Genomic DNA, 17353 nt, shown 5'->3' on the forward strand with positions numbered 1-17353 from the left:
TCCATGGCTTGGCTCCCACGGCTTGGCTCCCGCGGCTCGGCTCCCATGGCTCGGCTTCGAGGGGGAAGCCGGCCGGGCTGGCGAGTCGCGAAGGGTTCGTGCGGCGCGCGAGCGGCGTCCGCGTCAGGCGTGGGCGGCGCCGCGCACGCTCTCGACCATCCGGGCGATGGTTTCGATCGAGTGGAAATTCTTCGGCGTCAGGCTGGCGGGCGGGATCATGATGTCGAACTCCGCCTCGACCGCGATCATCAGGTTGACGAGGTCGAGGGAGGAGAGGCCGACATCGACCAGCGCGTCCCCCTTGGCGAAGGCCGGCGTGATCGCGTGGCGCGCGGCGATCGCGTAGGCGAGATTCATCGTCCGTTCCGCGACGCTTGCTGGCACGAGGTGAGACATCGACTGTAGCCCTTGGAGTTTCGGTAGATCGGCTCGGATTTCGGCTGTTTCTGCTTCGAGCTATGATTTGATAAGATCAATACTCTTTTGGTCGTGATGGGAAAGTCAATGATTTCGGTTAATGTATCGATTGGTTAACTGCGAGCTATTGGTTCAATACGTCATCCGTTGAAGCATCGACGTGTCGTTCAGCTCCTGACGAAGAGCAGGAATTGTCCGCCGCCGTAGACGAGCGTCGCGCCCTCGGCCCGGCTGAGCCGGATCTCGCGCACCGCCCCGAGCAGGATCGCGTGGCTGTGCCGCTCGATCACTTCCTCCAGCGCGCAATCGACCACGGCCTGCGCGCCCGCGAGGCCGGAGGCGCCCGATCGCATGATCGTCCAGTCGCAGCCGCGGTAGCGGGCAGCCCCGCTCAACCCGCCGAGCCCGGCGAAGCGCTCGGCCACGTCCTGTTGGTCGGCGCCGAGGATGTTGACGCAGAAATGCCGCCGCCGGGCGATGACCGGCCAGGTCGAGCCCGCACGGTCGACGCAGACCAGCATGGTCGGCGGATCGACCGAGAGGGACAGGGCCGAGGTGGCGGTGAAACCGGCCCGGTCCTCGCCGATTCCGGCGGTGACGACGACCACGCCCCCGGCCAGCCGGCGCATCGCCTGCTTCAGAAGCGGGGCGTCGACGGCCGGCGGGGTCGCCATCGCGGCGGCGGCCATCACGCGAGGCCTCCGGCGGGAGCAGAAGAGTTCGCTGATCTCCGGTGCGCGCGCATGGTGGGGCAGTCCGTCGGTCGATCCCGGGAAGGGGCCGGCCCGCGCCGGGGGCGGCGGGTCGGGTCGGTCTTGCGGCAAGCCCCGAAGAGCGTGCGTTCCGTGCCGGCCGAAACCGGTCGTTATCGGTTCATCGCTATGTCGTTTGCTGTCCTTGCGGCTGAGCTTTGCAAGTCCGGGACCCGGCCGGAGGGGCCGGAAACTGTTCAGTCCCGGTACGATCCGGGGGTCGGGCCGGGCGGCGGTCCCGATCCGGGACGCCGGCCGCAGCCGAAACGAGAGGCGACCCGAGATGCGCGCGATGTCCCCCGACGCCGAGCCCGCCGAGACGCTTCCCCGTTCAGGCAGCCGGAATGCCGCCCGGGCGCTGGTGGATCAGCTCGTCGCCAACGGCGTCGAGCATGTCTTCGCGGTGCCGGGGGAGAGCTACCTGCCGGTGCTCGACGCGCTCCACGAATCGGGCATCACGATCACCGTTTGCCGCCAGGAGGGGGGCGCGGCGATGATGGCCGAGGCGCACGGCAAGGCGACGGGGCGCCCGGGCATCTGCTTCGTCACCCGCGGTCCCGGCGCGACCAACGCCTCGGCCGGAATCCACATCGCCCAGCAGGACTCGACCCCGATGATCCTGTTCGTCGGCCAGATCGAGCGGGGGCTTCGCGACCGCGAGGCGTGGCAGGAGGTCGATTACCGCGCCGCCTTCGGCCCGATCTGCAAATGGGCCACCGAGGTCGAGACCGGGGCGCGGATGCCGGAATACGTCTCGCGCGCCTTCCATGCCGCCACGGGCGGCCGCCCCGGCCCGGTGGTGATGGCTTTGCCCAAGGACATGCTGAAGGATGCCGTCCCCGGCCCTTCCGCCCCGGCCTTCGTGCCGGTCGAGGCCGCGCCCGGCGTCGAGGACCTGGAGCGGCTGGCCGCGCTCCTGAGCGAGGCTCAGGCGCCGTTCCTTCTGCTCGGCGGCAGCCGCTGGGACGAGCGGGCCTACGCCGACATCCGCGCCTTTGCGGAAAGCTTCGACCTTCCGGTCGCCACGAGCTACCGGCGCCTGCCGCTGTTCGACCCGCTCCACCCGAACTACGCGGGCGATCTCGGCCTTGCCGCCAACCCCAAGCTCGTCGCCCGGGTCAAGGCCGCCGACCTGCTGATCGTGCTGGGCGGGCGCCTCGGCGAGGTGGCGAGCCAGATGTATTCGCTCCTCGACATTCCGGCTCCGCGCACGCGGCTCGTCCACATCCATCCGGGACCGGAGGAACTCGGCCGGGTCTACGTCCCGCATCTGGCCATCAACGCCGCGCCGACCCGCATGGCCGCCGCACTCGCGCGCCTGCCGGCGCCGGCCGCCACGCCCTGGTCGGAGAGCGCCCGGGGCGCGCATGCCGACTATCGCGCCTGGAGCGAGACGGCGACGCCCCAGCCCGGCCCGGTCAATCTCGGCGCGGTGATGATCGCGCTTCGCGAGGCGCTGCCCTCCGACGCGATCCTGTGCAACGGCGCGGGCAACTACGCCGCCTGGATTCACCGCTTCTACCGCTTCCGGCGGCTGGCGACGCACATGGCGCCGACCTCCGGCTCGATGGGCTACGGCGTGCCCGCCGCGGTCGCCATGAAGCGGCTCCACCCGGAGCGGATCGTGGTCTCGATCAACGGCGACGGCGACTTCCTGATGAACGGCCAGGAATTCGCGACCGCCGTGCAGTACGGCCTCAACATCGTCTGCATCGTTGCCGACAATGCCAGTTACGGCACGATCCGCATGCATCAAGAGCGGGATTTTCCCGGCCGCGTCTGCGCCACCGACCTCGTGAATCCGGATTTTGCGGCCTATGCCCGCGCCTTCGGCGGCGTCGGCTTCACGGTGGAGCGGACCGAGGATTTTCCGGGCGCGCTCGATGCGGCGCTCGCCGCCGGGCGCCCGTCGATCATCCACGTGAAGTTCTCCGTGGATGCGATCGCGCCGGGAACGAGCCTCGCGGCCATCCGCGAGAAGGCTCTGGCGGGCGGGTAGACGTGCCTCCCGACACCCCGATGACCGCCCTTCCCTGCGCCGGCCGAGACCGTGTTTCACGCGGGTCGGCGACGTATTTCAAAGGACTATCTTTATCGTTCTGAAAGGCGCAGGGTGATCTGACCATCGGAACGGCGACCCTCAGGCTCCGATGGCTGAGGGCACATGATGTCCCCGCCTGGAATCAACAGGCGGAGATCATGGCGAATATCATTCAATTCAGTGAGAACGGCGGCACCTCGTCGTCCTATCGCCTCTATGATTTCGAAGGCGCCGGTCGCAAAGGGCCCGGACGCTTCATTCGCGCCACCACCGATGGTGAAGCGAAGGCTCATGCCTTGGCGCTCCTGAACGATCATCCGGTCGAGCTTTGGGACAGGGCACGCTTCATCGCGCGCTACTGGCCCGGTCTTCTTCCGATGGCCGCCTCACTGAGGTGCCATACTTGAACCGGCCCGGTTTTCATCCCGCAAACGACAACGTTCAGGGAGCCACGTCCATGGCCAACGAAAAGAAGCGCGGCAATCGTGAGACGAAGAAGCCGAAGAAAGCGGTGAGCAAGGTCATCGCCGCCGCACCGTCCACCAAGAACATCGTCTCCACGACCGTGAGATCCGCCACCCGCTGAGGCGTGCGACGACATCCCGATCCGCATGCCGTGCCGCTTTTCCAGAGGGCGCAAGCATGTGGCTAGGCTGCTCGATACTGGACCCCGGCGGTCTTGCGTTGTTGCTGCCGCCGAGGGCGGATCGGACGACCGTGCGCCTCATCCGGTTCGAGCAGCCGCTTCGTCGGCGAGGACGGTGCCACGCCGTTTCTGACGGATACGATCCGCAGTGCTTCGAAGGTTCGGCTGGATCGAACGGTTCCGGAACGGGCCGTCAGCTCAGCCGCCCGTGCGCGAAATCCCAATAGAGCTGCCGCGCCATGCGGAAGATCGGCCCCGGCTCGAAGCGCACGTCGTCGAGCCCGGTGACCGGGGCGACCTTGGCGAAGTTGCCGGCGGTGAAGACCTCGTCGGCACCGAGGAAATCCTCGTAGCGCAGCGTCTTCTCCACCACCGTGACGCCGGCCCCGCCCAGCAGCGCGAGGACGCGGGCGCGAGTGATGCCGGCGAGGAACGTGCCGTTCGGGACCGGCGTATAGACCACCCCGTCCCTCACGAAGAACGCATTGGCGTTGGCGAACTCGGCGACGTTGCCGAGACCGTCGAGCATCAGGCAGTTGCCGAAGCCGCGCGACAGCGCCTCGGTCAGCGCCCGGGCTCCGTTGGGATAGAGGCAGCCGGCCTTGGCATCGACGGGTGCCACCTCGATGGAGGGGCGGCGGAAGGGCGAGAGCGTCGCCCGGATGCCCGAGGGCAGCGGCATCGGCGCCGTGTAGAGCGACAGGCACCAGTTGGTGGAGGCGGGATCGAAGCGTACGCCCCCGGCGAAGCCGCTCTCGGCCCAGTACATCGGGCGGATGTAGAGTTCGGCCTCGGGCGCGAAGCGCGTCAGGCCCTCCGCGACGAGGCGCGTCCATTCCTCGACGCCGACCTTCGGCTCGAGTCCGAGCGCCGTGGCCGAGCGGTTGACGCGGGCCAGATGCAGGTCGAGGTCGGGCGTGACGCCCTCGAAGGCGCGGGCACCGTCGAACACCGTCGAGCCGAGCCACGCGCCGTGGGTGCGCGGCCCCATGATCCGGACGTTCCCGGGGTGCCACGCGCGCTCGAAGAAGGTCCAGGTGTCTTGGTTTGACGTGTCGTGATGGGATGGCGTCATCGCGGCCGGGCCTCCCTGCCCCTCAAGCGGCTTCGAGCGCGCCGCCGGTGCCGGCGCGGCGGCTCAGCATCCGCTTGGCCTTGCCCGCCGCGCGCAGGGCGAGCGCCACCACCTTCGGCTGCGTCTTCCGGCAGAAGGCGACCTTCCGCACGTAGCGCTCGACGTGCCAGTGGCAGACCGCGCCGCGGGGGATGAACAGCACGTCGCCGGCCCGGAAGGTCTTGGCCGGCGAGATCCCGTCGCTGATCGTGGCCGAGCCCTCGATGAAGTGGATCGTCTCGTCGATGTCGTAGTGCCACTCGAACCGGCCGGCGGTGCAGTCCCAGACCAGCGTCCAGGCCAGGCCGTCGGCGCTGCGCGAGAGCATCGTGTTGCGCGCCGTCGGCTGACCCTCGTGGATCCAGCTCGGCACGATCGGCGCGGCGCGCAGCTCGACCGAGGTCACGGACGGAATCATCGCGGTGTTCGACACGTCAGCCTCGCTGTCGGTGGACGGATATCCGGACCTGTTCCGGAGCAACCCAGCACACGGAGATCACGACCGGGCCGGATGGGCAAGTCGAAGGTCGCTTTATGATGAACGCGTTCGAGATCAGTCCAATCGATCGGATCGTCTGTTCAGTCGAGAGCGTCGACGAGATCCGAATTGAAACGGATGATCCGATTTGGGACGCGCTCCGGCGGTCGGAACATCTGGACGAAACGGCCGGGCCGGTCCGCGCGCGCCGCGCGCTCAACCCCTTTCCCCTTTGTGCAAGGCGCGCACAGGGCGCCGCGGAGCGGGACAGGGATCGACAGGGCGCGCGGCCGGTCATCCCGTTTCGGCACGGCCCCGTCTGGTCCCGGCCTTGCGCTTGCCGTCCCGACCCTGCGGTTCCTCGGACGACATCCCACCATGCGCAGCGAAACGATCGCCGTTCACGCCGGCTTCGACCAAGATCCGACGACGCACGCCGTGGCGGTGCCGATCTACCAGAGCGTGGCCTACGCCTTCGACAGCGCCGATCACGGCGCGGCCCTGTTCAACCTGGAGGAAGAGGGCTTTCGCTACAGCCGGATCGCCAATCCCACCGTCGCGGTTCTGGAGCGGCGCGTGGCGGAGCTGGAGGGCGGCCACGCCGCGCTCGCCGTCGCCTCGGGGCAGGCGGCCCTGCACTACGCCATCGCCACGCTGGCCGATCACGGCGGCAACATCGTCGCCGTGCCGCAACTCTACGGCACGACCCATACCCTGCTCGCCCACGTCCTGCCCCGGCAGGGCATCACCTGCCGCTTCGCCGCGAGCGACCGGGCCGAGGACATCGCGGCGCTGATCGATGGCGACACCCGCGCGGTCTATTGCGAATCGATCGGCAATCCGGCCGGCAACATCTGCGACATCGAGGCCCTGGCGGCCGTGGCCCACGCGCACGGCGTGCCCCTCGTCGTCGACAACACCGTGCCCACCCCGATCCTGATGCGGCCGATCGATTACGGAGCCGACATCGTCGTCGCCTCGCTCACCAAGTTCATGGGCGGCCACGGCACCACGCTCGGCGGCATCGTGGTCGATTCCGGACGCTTCGATTGGGCGGCCCACCCCGAGCGCTTCCCGATGTTCACCACCCCGGACGTCTCGTATCACGGGCTCATCTACGCCGAGCATTTCGGCCGCGGCGCCTTCGCGGCCCGCGCCCGCAGCGTGTACCAGCGCACCACCGGCGCGGTGCTGCCGGCGATGTCCGCCTTCCTGCTGCTCCAAGGCATCGAGACCGTGGCGCTCCGCGTCGAGCGCCATGTCGAGAATGCCCGCAAGGTCGCCGAGCACCTCCGGGCACACCCGCAGATCGCCTGGGTGAACTACGCGGGCTTTCCCGACAGCCCGAACCACCCGATGGCCCGCAAGTACCTGAAGGGCGAGGGTTCCTCGCTCCTCACCTTCGGCGTCGAGGGCGGGTTCGAGGGCGGCAAGGCGTTCTACGACGCCCTCAAGCTGGTCAAGCGCCTCGTCAATATCGGCGACGCCAAATCGCTCGCCTGCCACCCGGCCTCGACCACGCACCGGCAGATGACCCGCGACGAGCAACGGGTCGCGGGCGTCCTGCCGGAGACGATCCGGCTCAGCGTCGGCATCGAGCATATCGACGACATCCTGGAGGATCTCGACCAGGCGCTTGCCGCCGCGAGACCTGCCGCGCTCGCGGCCTGACCCTTTCCGCCCCGTTCGAAAGGAGACCCGCCATGCTGGATCTTGGTATCGCGAGAACGCATCCGGCGGAGCCGGACCGGGACACGTCGAGCGGGTTCGGCCAGCCCGACGCCGAGCCGGTGCCGTCCCTGCGGGTTGGCCTCCTCAACAACATGCCGGACGCCGCCCTCGTCCAGACCGAGCGGCAGTTCCGCGGCCTGATCGGCCCCAGGGCGGACTTGCGCCTGTTCAGCCTCGACAGCGTGAAGCGGGGACCGCTCGCCCGGGCACATCTCGACCGCTTCTACGAGCCCGGAGGCGCCCTCGCCGGGGCGGGCCTCGACGCCCTCGTGATCACCGGCGCCGAACCGAAGGCCGCACGCCTCGACGAGGAGCCCTACTTCGCGACGCTCGCGGGCGTGGTGGACTGGGCGGCCGCGACCGGCCTGCCGACCCTGTTCTCGTGTCTGGCCGCGCACGCCGCCGTGCTGCACCTCGACCGAATCGAGCGCCGCCGGCTGCCCGCGAAGCATTCCGGCGTCTACGACTGCACTGCCACCGCCGCCCACCCGCTCCTGGCGGGACTTCCCGCGCGCGTGCCGGTGCCGCATTCGCGCTGGAACGACCTGCCCGAGGCGGACCTGATCGCCCGCGGCTACCGGATCCTGCGCCGCTCGGAAGAGGTCGGCGCCGACCTGTTCGTGCGCGAGAAGAGCGGGGCCCTGATGGTCTTCCTGCAGGGCCACCCGGAATACGAGACGGACACCCTCGCCCGCGAATACCGCCGCGACATGGGCCGCTTCCTGGAGGGCGAGCGCGAGACCTGCCCGGACCTGCCCGAGAACTACTACGCCGAAGATGCGGCCCGGCACCTCGCCACCTTCGCCGGCTGGGCGCAGAGCCAGCGCTCGTCCGCCCTGCACGCCGAGTTTCCGACCATGGCCTCCACCCCGCCCCGGCCCAACGGCTGGCAGGAGGGCGCGGCCGGGCTGTTCTGCAACTGGCTCGGGCTGGTGGCGGCGCAGCGCGCCAGACCGCTCGCGGCTTGAGGGGGGCTATGGCGATGTCGGCCACTCCCCGCGCGGCGACGATCGAGGATGCCGCACCCGAAGCCGCCGGCCCGCCGCGCGCCTCCTCCAGCGCCGGCTGGATCGGCGCGCTGGCGCGCACGGCCCGGATCGACGCGCAGCCGCAGCGGATCTTCCCGCTCGTCCTCGACGAGGTCGCGCAGGCCCAGGGCGACGCGCCGGCCCTGATCGGCACCGAGGAGACCCTGAGCCACCGGGATTTCGCGAGCCGCCGCAACCGCTACGCCCGCTGGGCGCTGGCGCGGGGGCTGACCAGGGGCGATACCGTCGCCCTGCTGATGCGCAACGGCCCGGACTATCTCGCGATCTGGCTCGGCCTGAGCCGGGTCGGGATCTGCGTGGCTCTGCTCAACACCAACCTGCGCGAGCGCGGTCTCGCCCACTGCATCGCTGTCGCCGCACCGCGCCTGCTGATCGCCGGCACCGAACTCGCCGAGGCGTGGCAGGGCGCCCTGCCCCATCTCGACGCGCCGCCGGAGATCGTCTGGCAGGGACGGGACGCCGCCGCACCGCTCGCCGCCGCGGCCGCAGCCTTCCGCGACGCGCCGCTCGGCCCCGACGAGGCGCCCGCCGTGACGCTGCGCGACCCGGCGCTCCTGATCTACACCTCCGGCACCACCGGCCTGCCCAAGGCGGCCCGGGTGAGCCACCACCGGGTGATGATGTGGACGCACTGGTTCGCCGGGCTGATCGAACCGACGCCGCAGGATCGGATGTACGATTGCCTGCCGCTCTACCACAGCGTCGGCGGCGTGGTGGCACCGGGCTCGGTGCTGCTCGGCGGCGGCTCCGTGGTGATCCGCGAAAAGTTCTCGGCGAGCCGGTTCTGGGCCGACGTGGCATCGAGCGGCGCGACCCTGTTTCAATATATCGGCGAGCTGTGCCGCTACCTCACGCTGGCGCCCCCCGATCCGGCCGAGTACGCCCATTCCCTGAGACTCTGCACCGGCAACGGTATGCGGCCCGAGGTGTGGGAGGCCTTCCAGGCGCGCTTTGCCGTGCCGCGCATCCTCGAATTCTATGCCGCCACGGAGGGCACGCTCTCGCTCTACAACGTCGAGGGCAAGGTCGGCGCGGTGGGGCGCGTGCCTCCCTTCATGGCCCGGCGCTCCCCGGCCCTGATCGTGCGGCACGACGCGCAGACCGGCCTGCCCGCCCGCGATGCGGCGGGGCGCTGCATCCCCGCCGCGTTCGGCGAGGCCGGCGAGTTGCTCGGGCGGCTCTCGGACCGGGCCGAATACACCTTCGAGGGCTATACCAGCACGCAGGAGAGCGCGCGCAAGATCCTGCGCGACGTCTGCGCGCCGGGCGATGCCTGGATGCGCACCGGCGATCTGATGCGCCGGGACGCGCAGGGCTTCTTCTACTTCGTGGACCGGATCGGCGACACCTTCCGCTGGAAGGGCGAGAACGTCGCCACCACCGAGGTGGCCGAGGCGCTGCACCGGGTCGAGGGCGTGCGCGAGGCCAACGTCTACGGCGTGCCTGTGCCGGGGGCCGAGGGGCGGGCCGGCATGGCGGCGCTCGCCATCGGGCCGGATTTCGACCTCGCGCAGCTGCACGCCGCCCTGGCCCGGCGCCTGCCTCCTTACGCCCGGCCGCTCTTCCTGCGCCTGAGCGACGAACTCGGCCACACCGAGACCTTCAAGCAGAAGAAGGCGGCGCTCGCCGAAGAGGGCTTCGACCCGGCCCGGACCGACGATCCGCTCTACCTCGATCACGACGGCGCCTATCGCCGGATCGACGCGGCCCTGTACGCGGAACTCGCGGCCGGCACCCTGCGGCTGTGACGGAAGCGGGTCCGAGCGCCGAGCCTTGCTCAGGCCTCGGCGCGCGCTCCGATCCGACCGAGCCGGAGATAGCGCGGATTGAACAGGGCCGCCCGCTCCAGGGCCTGGAGGTTCGGAAGGGTGAGCCGGCGTCCCCTCAGCGCGATCAGCTGCTGCGCCCGCAGCGTCTGCAGCACGCGGCTGACATGGACCGGCGTGATGCCGACCAAGTCGGCGAGATCGGCCTGCGTCAGGGGAATGTCGCAGGCGTTGCCCTCCGTCTGACCGATCCCCCGCAGCCGGTGGAACAGTTCGCAGAACAGGTGGGCCAGACGCTCGGTGGCGGTGCGCCGGCCGAGGTTCAGCAGCCATTCGCGCTGCACCGCCGCGTCGACCAGCGCCTGCCGGTGCAGCGCGCGCATCACGCGGGGATGGGCGGACATCATCTCCTCGAAGGCCGCCAGCCGGATCTCGATCAGCGTCACCGCGCTGAGTGCGCCGATCGAGTGGTCCATCTCGGAGAGCATGTCCGTGTCGAAGCCGCGCAGGTCTCCGGGCAGGGACAGCGCCACCATCTGGCGGCGCCCGTCCGGGAGTTCCTTGTAGTGGTGCGCCCAGCCCGAGAGGAGGAGGCGCACCATCTGCGGGTCCTCGCCCTCGCGCACGATGATCGTGTCGGGCTCGTAGCGGCGCGCCGGCCGGCCCGCCAGGGCCTGCAAGGCGCGTCGATCGTCATCCGAGAGATGCGTGAGCGGCTCGAGCTTCGCCAAAAGGGGATCGAGCATGGAGGTTTCCTCGCAGCACAAGCCGGCCGGTGCCGCAGATCACATCGACGCCGATGCATGTGAGATCAGGTCGCGACGCCTTGCGCTAGACTGAAACACGCCGCCTGCGCATCGTAACCGGTTGCCAGGGTCCCTTGCCCCCGTTCTATTTCCACCGGCGCACGCCGGCATGGTCTCGATCTCGACCATTACGGGCTCGTGCTGGCGGATTTCGCACGCGCGGGTATGAGCCCGATCCTCTCCACCTTCGTCCTTGCAGACGCCCTCGGCGAGATGCTGATCGAGGTGCCTTTCTCCGGGCGTCTGTACGATCCGGAGCGGGCGCTTCGGCGCGACCAAACCACCCGCGCCCGCAACGCGTCGCGGGAGCCGGATTACCGCCGGGCCCCCGAGTCGCTTCAGGAACAGGGAAGGCCCTTTTTTGCCGAAACGGGCCACGTCGACATGGTGCGCGCCGATGCCGGCCTTGCGCCTCAGCGATCGGCGCCCGACCCCTCGCGCGCACGACCCGGTCCGGAGGATCTTCAAAGGGTGCCGGTCGGCGGCCATGACGTCGAAGCGCCGGATCGCCCCGCCCGAGGCCGACGCTTACGGCTCGGGCGGCGCGCCCGGGTTCTTCTCGGTGCGGTCGCGGTGGGCGGCGGCGCGGGCCAGCAGCAGCATCGTGACCGGCGTGGTCACGCTGATGAACACGCCGATCAGCGCATCGCGCAGGACGAACCGGCCCTCGATCAGCGAGAGCAGCAGCATCGACCCGGCCAGGATCAGGGCCGTGCCGAGGGTCGCGCCGAGCGTCGGGGCGTGGACGCGCTCGTAGAAGGTCTTGAGGCGGATGAGGCCGAGCGCGCCCGTGAGCGAGAAGCCGGCGCCGGCCACGGCGAGCGCCACCACGATCCAGGCGGCCCAGGCGGGCAGGTTCTCGCCGGTCACTGCACCACCTCGCCCTGCATCAGGAACTTGGCGAGCGCCACGGTCGCGGTGAAGCCGATCATGCCGAGGATCAGGGCGGCCTCGAAATAGAGCCCGCTGCCGGTGCGCATGCCGTGGACGACGATCGCCAGCATGCCGTTGAGGTAGAGCGTGTCGAGGCCGAGGATACGGTCCTGGGCGCGGGGGCCGCGCAGCATCCGCCACGTGGCGAGCGCCATCGCCAGCACCAGCATCCCCTGGGCGAGGCCGAGGCCCCAATCGAGGACGGAGACGGTCACGGCGCTCACGAGAAGATCTCCATCAGGGGGCGCTCGTAGCGGTCCTTCACCCGGCGGACCCAGTCGTCGCCCTCGCTATGGTCGAGGATGTGCATCAGCAGGCGCCCGGTATGGGAATCGTACTGAACCCAGAGCGTGCCGGGCGTGCCCGTGAGGATGATCGACAGCACGGACAGCCCGATCGGCTCGCGCAGGTCGAGGGGGACCGAGACGAAGCCGGTGCGCCGCTCGCCGCGGCGCAGGCCGAGGATGATCTTCGCCACGTCGATGTTGGAGCGCAGCATGTCGTAGAGGACGAGGGCGAGGAGCCGCAGGATCGTGCCGGGACGGCGCACCCGCACGCCCTTCGGCCGCAGGGCCCGCATCACGCCGGGCACCAGCAGGCCGAGTGCGAGGGCCATGAGCGCGCTGCCCGGGGTCAGCGGCGCGTTCAGGAGCAGCCACATCAGCGTGAGGCCGGCCGAGAGGCGCGGATACGGCACGAGGCGGGAAAGGGCTCGGCTCATGATCCCGCTCCCGTGGCCCCGTCGAGCACGGCGCGGATGTAGTCCTGCGGCTGCGCGAGCCAGCGCACGGTCTCCTCGGCGTAGGCCAGCGCGGGCCCGCCCCACAGAACGAGCGCCACGCAGGCCGCGAGAAGGCCGGCGAGCGCCGCAAATTCGGGCGAGCGCAGCCTCGGCGGCGGGTCGTCGTGGGGCACCCACAGGCTGAAGATGCCGAGCCGGACCAGGGGAACCAGTGTCCCGAGGCTGGACAGCGTCAGGGCGGCGATCAGCCCCCAGGACGCGGCCGTCATCGTCCCGCTCGCGAGCCCGGAGAACATCGCCAGCTTGCCGACGAAGCCCGCGAGCGGCGGGATGCCCGCGAGCATCAGCGTGCAGAGCAGGAAGCCGCCGCTGACGATCGCCACCGCGGCGGGCATCGCCCGGCCGATCTCGGTCGCGCCCGCATCGTCGAACGGGTCGCGGTACTCGTCGGCGAAGACGGGCTGGGCGGCGTCGGCCGGGTCGCGCCCGCGCTGGAGGATCTCGGCCAGCAGGAACAGCGCGCCGGCGGCGAAGGTCGAGCCCACGAGGTAGTAGAGCGCCCCCGACAGCGTGCCCTCGCGGCCGGTGCCGAGCGCCGCGAGCACGGTGCCCGACGAGATCATCACGGCATAGCCCGCCGCCCGGGTCAGTTCGCGGGCGGCCATGATGCCGACCGTGCCGTAGGCGATCGTGGCCAGCCCCGCGGCGAGGATCCAGGTCTGCCCGAAGCCTTCCGAACTGCCCGCGCCGAACAGGAGCAGGCTGAGGCGGACCACGACGTAGACGCCGACCTTGCTGAGGATGGCGAGGATCGCCGCCGCCGGGGCGGTGGCGGCGGCATAGGTCGTCGGCAGCCAGAAGCCGAGCGGCCAGGCGCTGCACTTGATGAGGAAGGCGATGCCGAGGACGGCGCAGCCGATCTCGAACAGGGTCGTCTCCGCCGAGGGCGCCGCGAGGCGCCGGGCGAGGTCGGCCATGTTGAGGGTGCCCATGGTGCCGTAGATCAGGCTGACGCCCACGAGGAAGAAAAGCGAGGCGACGAGGTTGACGGCGATGTAGCCGAGCCCCGTGCGGATGCGCGTCTCGCCCGAGCCGTGCAGCACGAGCCCGTAGGAGGCCGCCAGCATCACCTCGAAGAAGACGAACAGGTTGAACAGGTCGCCGGTGAGGAAGGCGCCGTTCACGCCCATCAGCAGCAGCAGGAACAGGCCGTGGAAGCGCGGCCCCGCGCGGCTCCAGCGGGCGAAGGAGAAGACGAGGGCGGCCAGGCCCAAGAGGCTCGCGAGCACGAGCATCATGGCCGAGAGCCGGTCGGCCACCAGCACGATGCCGTAGGGTGCGGCCCAGTTGCCGAGGCGGTAGACCTCCGCGGCGGTGCCGACCCGCACGAACAGGGCGATCGCGGTCGCGAGCTGCACCAGCACCGTGGCGGTGGCAAGCCCCTCCTTCAGGCGGCGGCGGCGCTCGTCGAGCAGGAACATCACGCCGGCCACCGCGATGGGCAGCACGATCGGCAGGATGACGAGGTGGTCGGCCCAGGTGCCGAGGGTTTCGTTGTTCAAGGATCCTGCGGTCATGGATGCGGATTCCCCGGATGGGGCTCGGCCTCGTGCGGCTCGCGGCCGTCGACATGGTCGTTGCCGGTGACGCCGCGGGCGGCCAGCAGCACGACGAGGAACAGGGCGGTGAGCGCGAAGCTGATCACCAGGGCGGTCAGCACCAGGGCCTGGGGCACCGGATCGTCGACCGAGACCACCTCGGCGCCCTTGCCCAGCACCGGCGGCGCGCCGACCGTCAGCCGGCCCATGGCGAAGATGAACAGGTTGACCGAGTAGCTCAGGAGCGACAGCCCGAGCGCGACCTGGAAGGTGCGCGGGCGCAGCATCAGCCAGACGCCCGAGGCGGCGAACAGGCCGATGCCGATCGAGAGGACGATCTCCATCAGGCGGTCTCCCTCTCTTCGATCCGCTCCGCCTCGGCCTCCGCGCTGCGGGTGCGGCGCAGGGACTGGTGCGCCAGCGCGACCAGCATCAGCGCGCTCGCGCCCACCACGAGCACCATGATCCCGAGATCGAACAGCAGGGCGCTCGCGGCCGGAATCTTCCCGACCAAGGGCAGCTCCCAATAGGCGAAGTAGGTGGTGAGGAACGGCCGCCCGAACAGCCAGGAGGCGGCGCCGGTCAGGACCGAGATCAGCAGGCCGAGGCCGATCCACGAGATCGGCTGGATGCGCAGGCGCTCCTCCACCCACTGCGCCCCGTGGGCCATGTATTGCAGGGTGAAGCCGATGGTGAGCGCGATGCCCGCCGCGAAGCCGCCGCCCGGCAGGTCGTGCCCGCGCAGGAACAGGTGCAGGCACAGCAGCACGATGAAGGGGAACAGCCACGTCATCACCACCTGCGGCACCAGCATGGCGTCGGCGGTTGTGTCGCCGGGCTTCCGGCCCTCGCGGGCGCGGTCGTAGGCGTCGTGGTGGTGCTGCTGCTTGGGCCGCTCCAGGCTGTCGGGCGCCGGGCGGAACCGGCGCAGCAGCGCGAACACCGTGAGCCCGACCACGCCGAGCACCGAGATCTCGCCGAGCGTGTCGAAGGCGCGGAAATCGACGAGGAGCACGTTGACGACGTTGCGCCCGCCCGCCTTCGGATAGGCCTCCTCCACGAACCAGCGGGCGATGCCGTCGCCGGCCGGGCGGGTCATCACCGCGTAGGCCAGCCCCGCCATGCCGAGGCCGACCGCGGCGGCGATGCCGAGATCCATCAGCCGGCGGCGGCGCGCCCGCGCCCGCTCCGAGGCGGGCGCGGGGATGTCCGCGTCGCGCTTGGGCAGCCAGCGCAGGCCGAGCAGCAGGAGCACGGTGGTGACGATCTCGACCAGGATCTGCGTCACCGCGAGGTCGGGGGCCGAGAGCCAGAGGAAGGTCAGGCTGCTGACGAGGCCGGCGCCGCCGACGAAGATCGTCGCCGTCAGGCGGTGATACTTCGCCCGCTCCGCCGCGCCGACGGCGCAGGCGGCGCCGACGATCCACATCAGCGCGAAGGCCGGATCGAAGCCCGTCTGGTGAACGGCGACCGGCAGGGCGAAGCCGCGGATCACTCCCACGCCCAGCGACGCCACGAGGGCCGTGAGAAACAGGATGCGCAGCTGCGCCTGCAGGCGCTCGGCCCCCGCGACCCGCTCCAGCCAACGGGCTCCGACGGTGAGGCCGGTCATCGTCCGCTCGAACAGCCAGCCGCCGTCGAGCCGGTCCATCAGCCAGGGGCCGCCGCGGGGGTTGGTGTTGATGCGCCGCCCGAACAGGAAGTAGAGCGCCACGCCGCCGAACAGCGCGATCATGCTGAGCGCCAGCGGCGCGTTGAAGCCGTGCCAGATCGCGAGGCTGTAGGAGGGCGAGGCCGCCCCGAACACCGCCTGCACCGCCCGCTCCAGGGCCGGCCCGATGGTCAGGTTCGGCACGAGGCCGATGGCGATGCAGGCCAGCACCAGCATCTCGATCGGGATGCGCATCCAGCGCACCGGCTCGTGCGGGGTGTGCGGCAGGTCGTGGGGCGGGCGTCCGAAGAAGGTCTGGCGGATGAAGCGCAGCGAGTAGAGCATCGTGAAGGCGCTGGCCAAGGTCGCCAGCACCGGCAGGGCGTAGTGGAGCGGGTGGTCGTCGATGTTGTCGACGGCCTCCGACAGGAACATCTCCTTCGACAGGAAGCCGTTCAGCAGCGGAACGCCGGCCATCGCGGCCGCCGCGACCATCGCCAGCGTGCCCGTATAGGGCATGGCCCGCCACAACCCGGAGAGGCGGCGCATGTCCCGCGTCCCGGTCTCGTGGTCGATGATGCCGACCGCCATGAACAGCGAGGCCTTGAAGGTCGCGTGGTTCACCGTGTGGAAGATCGCCGCGACCACGGCCAGCGGCGAGTCGAGCCCGAGCAGCAGGGTGATCAGCCCGAGATGGCTGATGGTGGAGTAGGCGAGCAGGCCCTTCAGGTCGTGCTGGAAGATCGCGCTCCACGAGCCGATCAGCAGCGTCGCCATGCCGAGCCCGCCGACGATCCAGTACCAGCTCTCCGTGCCCGACAGCACCGGCCAGAGCCGGATCATCAGGAAGATGCCGGCCTTCACCATCGTGGCCGAGTGCAGGTAGGCGCTGATCGGCGTCGGCGCGGCCATCGCCCGCGGCAGCCAGATGTGGAACGGGAACTGCGCCGACTTGGTGAGCGCGCCCGCGAGCACCAGCACCAGGGTCGGCAGGTAGAGCGGGCTGTTGCGGATGGTGTCGCCCGAGGCCAGCACGGTGTCGAGGTCGTAGCTGCCGACGATGCGCCCGATCAGGATGGTGCCGACCAGGAGGCAGAGGCCGCCGGCCGCCGTGATCGTGAGCGACATGCGCGCGCCGTCACGGGCTGCGGCGTTGTCGTACCAGTAGCCGATGAGCAGGAACGAGACGATGCTCGTCAGTTCCCAGAACAGGACGAGCTGGATCAGGTTGCCGGCCAGAACGATGCCGAGCATCGCGCCCACGAAGGCCAGAAAGTAGGAGAACAGCCGCGGCACGGGATCGGCGGCGGCCATGTAGTAGCGCGCGTAGAGCACCACCAGCGTGCCGATGGCGAGCACCAGGACCGCGAAGAGCCAGGCGAGCCCGTCGAGACGCAGGACGAGATTGACGCCGAGACTCGGCAGCCACTCGACGGTGTGGACGACCCGGCCGCCCGCGGAGAGCTGCGAGGTCAGCGCCAGGATGCAGCCGAGGCAGATCAGCGTGACGAGCCCGGTGAGGGCGGCGGCGGCGTTGCGCGCCCGGCTCGGCAAGGCACCCACGAGCACGGCCCCGGCGAAGGGCAGGACGGAGGCCGTGGCGAGAAGAGCGTTGGACGACATCAACCC

The 17353-nt window shown here is 70.3% G+C and carries 17 protein-coding genes; 6 read left to right on the forward strand and 11 right to left on the reverse strand.

What is annotated here, in order from left to right; translation table 11 throughout:
- Positions 1-123 precede the first annotated feature (123 nt).
- Entirely contained in the window at positions 124-396 is a 273-nt protein-coding gene (locus BY998_RS08335) for a phosphopantetheine-binding protein (protein ID WP_110351170.1), read from the reverse strand.
- Between the two features lie 188 nt (positions 397-584).
- Positions 585-1106, reverse strand: coding sequence for a flavin reductase family protein (locus BY998_RS08340; RefSeq protein WP_110351171.1), 522 nt, complete (start codon positions 1104-1106; stop codon positions 585-587).
- 355 nt (positions 1107-1461) lie between these two features.
- On the opposite strand from BY998_RS08340, the gene BY998_RS08345 reads away from it, so the two are divergent.
- The 3 genes from BY998_RS08345 to BY998_RS25035 all read left to right on the forward strand — a co-directional run bounded on the left by BY998_RS08345 (position 1462) and on the right by BY998_RS25035 (position 3796).
- A complete protein-coding gene (locus BY998_RS08345) occupies positions 1462-3168 on the forward strand; it encodes a thiamine pyrophosphate-binding protein (RefSeq protein WP_110351267.1) in 1707 nt (568 codons plus the stop codon).
- Positions 3169-3368: 200 nt separating this feature from the next.
- A complete protein-coding gene (locus BY998_RS08350; protein ID WP_110351172.1) occupies positions 3369-3617 on the forward strand; it encodes a hypothetical protein in 249 nt (82 codons plus the stop codon).
- A gap of 50 nt (positions 3618-3667) precedes the next feature.
- Positions 3668-3796: a hypothetical protein gene (locus tag BY998_RS25035; protein ID WP_280952890.1), complete on the forward strand. Its 129-nt coding sequence runs from the start codon at positions 3668-3670 to the stop codon at positions 3794-3796.
- Between the two features lie 253 nt (positions 3797-4049).
- On the opposite strand, the gene BY998_RS08355 is transcribed toward BY998_RS25035, so the two are convergent.
- Positions 4050-4931: a branched-chain amino acid aminotransferase gene (locus BY998_RS08355; protein ID WP_110351173.1), complete on the reverse strand. Its 882-nt coding sequence runs from the start codon at positions 4929-4931 to the stop codon at positions 4050-4052.
- A 22-nt stretch (positions 4932-4953) separates the two neighbouring features.
- Positions 4954-5388: a cupin domain-containing protein gene (locus BY998_RS08360; RefSeq protein WP_110351174.1), complete on the reverse strand. Its 435-nt coding sequence runs from the start codon at positions 5386-5388 to the stop codon at positions 4954-4956.
- A gap of 438 nt (positions 5389-5826) precedes the next feature.
- Between BY998_RS08360 and BY998_RS08365 the strand changes: the two genes are divergently transcribed.
- From BY998_RS08365 to BY998_RS08375, 3 genes are read left to right on the forward strand one after another with little or no spacing between them, the layout of a single operon-like run.
- On the forward strand, positions 5827-7119 hold the full coding sequence (locus tag BY998_RS08365) for an O-acetylhomoserine aminocarboxypropyltransferase/cysteine synthase family protein (RefSeq protein WP_110351175.1): 1293 nt from the start codon (positions 5827-5829) through the stop codon (positions 7117-7119).
- Positions 7120-7151: 32 nt separating this feature from the next.
- Entirely contained in the window at positions 7152-8147 is a 996-nt protein-coding gene (locus BY998_RS08370; protein ID WP_110351176.1) for a homoserine O-succinyltransferase, read from the forward strand.
- A 14-nt stretch (positions 8148-8161) separates the two neighbouring features.
- Complete coding sequence (locus BY998_RS08375) at positions 8162-9976, forward strand: long-chain-acyl-CoA synthetase (protein ID WP_181425460.1); 1815 nt, start codon at positions 8162-8164, stop codon at positions 9974-9976.
- A gap of 29 nt (positions 9977-10005) precedes the next feature.
- Here the strand turns inward: BY998_RS08375 and BY998_RS08380 are convergent, their stop codons facing one another.
- From BY998_RS08380 to BY998_RS08410, 7 genes are all read right to left on the reverse strand, one after another.
- Complete coding sequence (locus BY998_RS08380; protein ID WP_110351178.1) at positions 10006-10740, reverse strand: Crp/Fnr family transcriptional regulator; 735 nt, start codon at positions 10738-10740, stop codon at positions 10006-10008.
- A 588-nt stretch (positions 10741-11328) separates the two neighbouring features.
- Positions 11329-11670: a monovalent cation/H(+) antiporter subunit G gene (gene mnhG / locus BY998_RS08385; protein ID WP_110351179.1), complete on the reverse strand. Its 342-nt coding sequence runs from the start codon at positions 11668-11670 to the stop codon at positions 11329-11331.
- Positions 11667-11957: a K+/H+ antiporter subunit F gene (locus tag BY998_RS08390; RefSeq protein WP_110351180.1), complete on the reverse strand. Its 291-nt coding sequence runs from the start codon at positions 11955-11957 to the stop codon at positions 11667-11669. The genes mnhG and BY998_RS08390 overlap by 4 nt, the downstream gene beginning before the upstream one ends.
- Complete coding sequence (locus tag BY998_RS08395; RefSeq protein WP_110351181.1) at positions 11954-12454, reverse strand: Na+/H+ antiporter subunit E; 501 nt, start codon at positions 12452-12454, stop codon at positions 11954-11956. Before BY998_RS08395 ends, BY998_RS08390 begins: the two co-directional genes overlap by 4 nt.
- Complete coding sequence (locus tag BY998_RS08400; RefSeq protein ID WP_110351182.1) at positions 12451-14052, reverse strand: monovalent cation/H+ antiporter subunit D; 1602 nt, start codon at positions 14050-14052, stop codon at positions 12451-12453. The genes BY998_RS08395 and BY998_RS08400 overlap by 4 nt, the downstream gene beginning before the upstream one ends.
- Positions 14049-14417: a Na+/H+ antiporter subunit C gene (locus tag BY998_RS08405; RefSeq protein ID WP_110351183.1), complete on the reverse strand. Its 369-nt coding sequence runs from the start codon at positions 14415-14417 to the stop codon at positions 14049-14051. Before BY998_RS08405 ends, BY998_RS08400 begins: the two co-directional genes overlap by 4 nt.
- Complete coding sequence (locus tag BY998_RS08410) at positions 14417-17347, reverse strand: monovalent cation/H+ antiporter subunit A (RefSeq protein ID WP_110351184.1); 2931 nt, start codon at positions 17345-17347, stop codon at positions 14417-14419. The genes BY998_RS08405 and BY998_RS08410 overlap by 1 nt, the downstream gene beginning before the upstream one ends.
- Positions 17348-17353 lie beyond the last annotated feature (6 nt).

The sequence above is a fragment of the Methylobacterium sp. B4 genome, assembly GCF_003201865.1.
Classification (GTDB): domain Bacteria; phylum Pseudomonadota; class Alphaproteobacteria; order Rhizobiales; family Beijerinckiaceae; genus Methylobacterium.

Bases quoted from the DNA above. Each gene is read 5' to 3' on its own strand.
- BY998_RS08335 (WP_110351170.1), bottom strand. From the start codon at position 396: ATGTCTCACCTCGTGCCAGCAAGCGTCGCGGAACGGACGATGAATCTC.
- BY998_RS08360 (WP_110351174.1), bottom strand. From the start codon at position 5,388: ATGATTCCGTCCGTGACCTCGGTCGAGCTGCGCGCCGCGCCGATCGTG.
- BY998_RS08350 (WP_110351172.1), top strand. From the start codon at position 3,369: ATGGCGAATATCATTCAATTCAGTGAGAACGGCGGCACCTCGTCGTCC.
- BY998_RS08410 (WP_110351184.1), bottom strand. From the start codon at position 17,347: ATGTCGTCCAACGCTCTTCTCGCCACGGCCTCCGTCCTGCCCTTCGCC.
- BY998_RS08355 (WP_110351173.1), bottom strand. From the start codon at position 4,931: ATGACGCCATCCCATCACGACACGTCAAACCAAGACACCTGGACCTTC.
- BY998_RS08365 (WP_110351175.1), top strand. From the start codon at position 5,827: ATGCGCAGCGAAACGATCGCCGTTCACGCCGGCTTCGACCAAGATCCG.
- BY998_RS08395 (WP_110351181.1), bottom strand. From the start codon at position 12,454: ATGAGCCGAGCCCTTTCCCGCCTCGTGCCGTATCCGCGCCTCTCGGCC.
- BY998_RS08340 (WP_110351171.1), bottom strand. From the start codon at position 1,106: ATGGCCGCCGCCGCGATGGCGACCCCGCCGGCCGTCGACGCCCCGCTT.
- BY998_RS08370 (WP_110351176.1), top strand. From the start codon at position 7,152: ATGCTGGATCTTGGTATCGCGAGAACGCATCCGGCGGAGCCGGACCGG.
- BY998_RS08380 (WP_110351178.1), bottom strand. From the start codon at position 10,740: ATGCTCGATCCCCTTTTGGCGAAGCTCGAGCCGCTCACGCATCTCTCG.
- BY998_RS08400 (WP_110351182.1), bottom strand. From the start codon at position 14,052: ATGACCGCAGGATCCTTGAACAACGAAACCCTCGGCACCTGGGCCGAC.
- BY998_RS08375 (WP_181425460.1), top strand. From the start codon at position 8,162: ATGTCGGCCACTCCCCGCGCGGCGACGATCGAGGATGCCGCACCCGAA.
- BY998_RS08405 (WP_110351183.1), bottom strand. From the start codon at position 14,417: ATGGAGATCGTCCTCTCGATCGGCATCGGCCTGTTCGCCGCCTCGGGC.
- BY998_RS08345 (WP_110351267.1), top strand. From the start codon at position 1,462: ATGTCCCCCGACGCCGAGCCCGCCGAGACGCTTCCCCGTTCAGGCAGC.
- BY998_RS25035 (WP_280952890.1), top strand. From the start codon at position 3,668: ATGGCCAACGAAAAGAAGCGCGGCAATCGTGAGACGAAGAAGCCGAAG.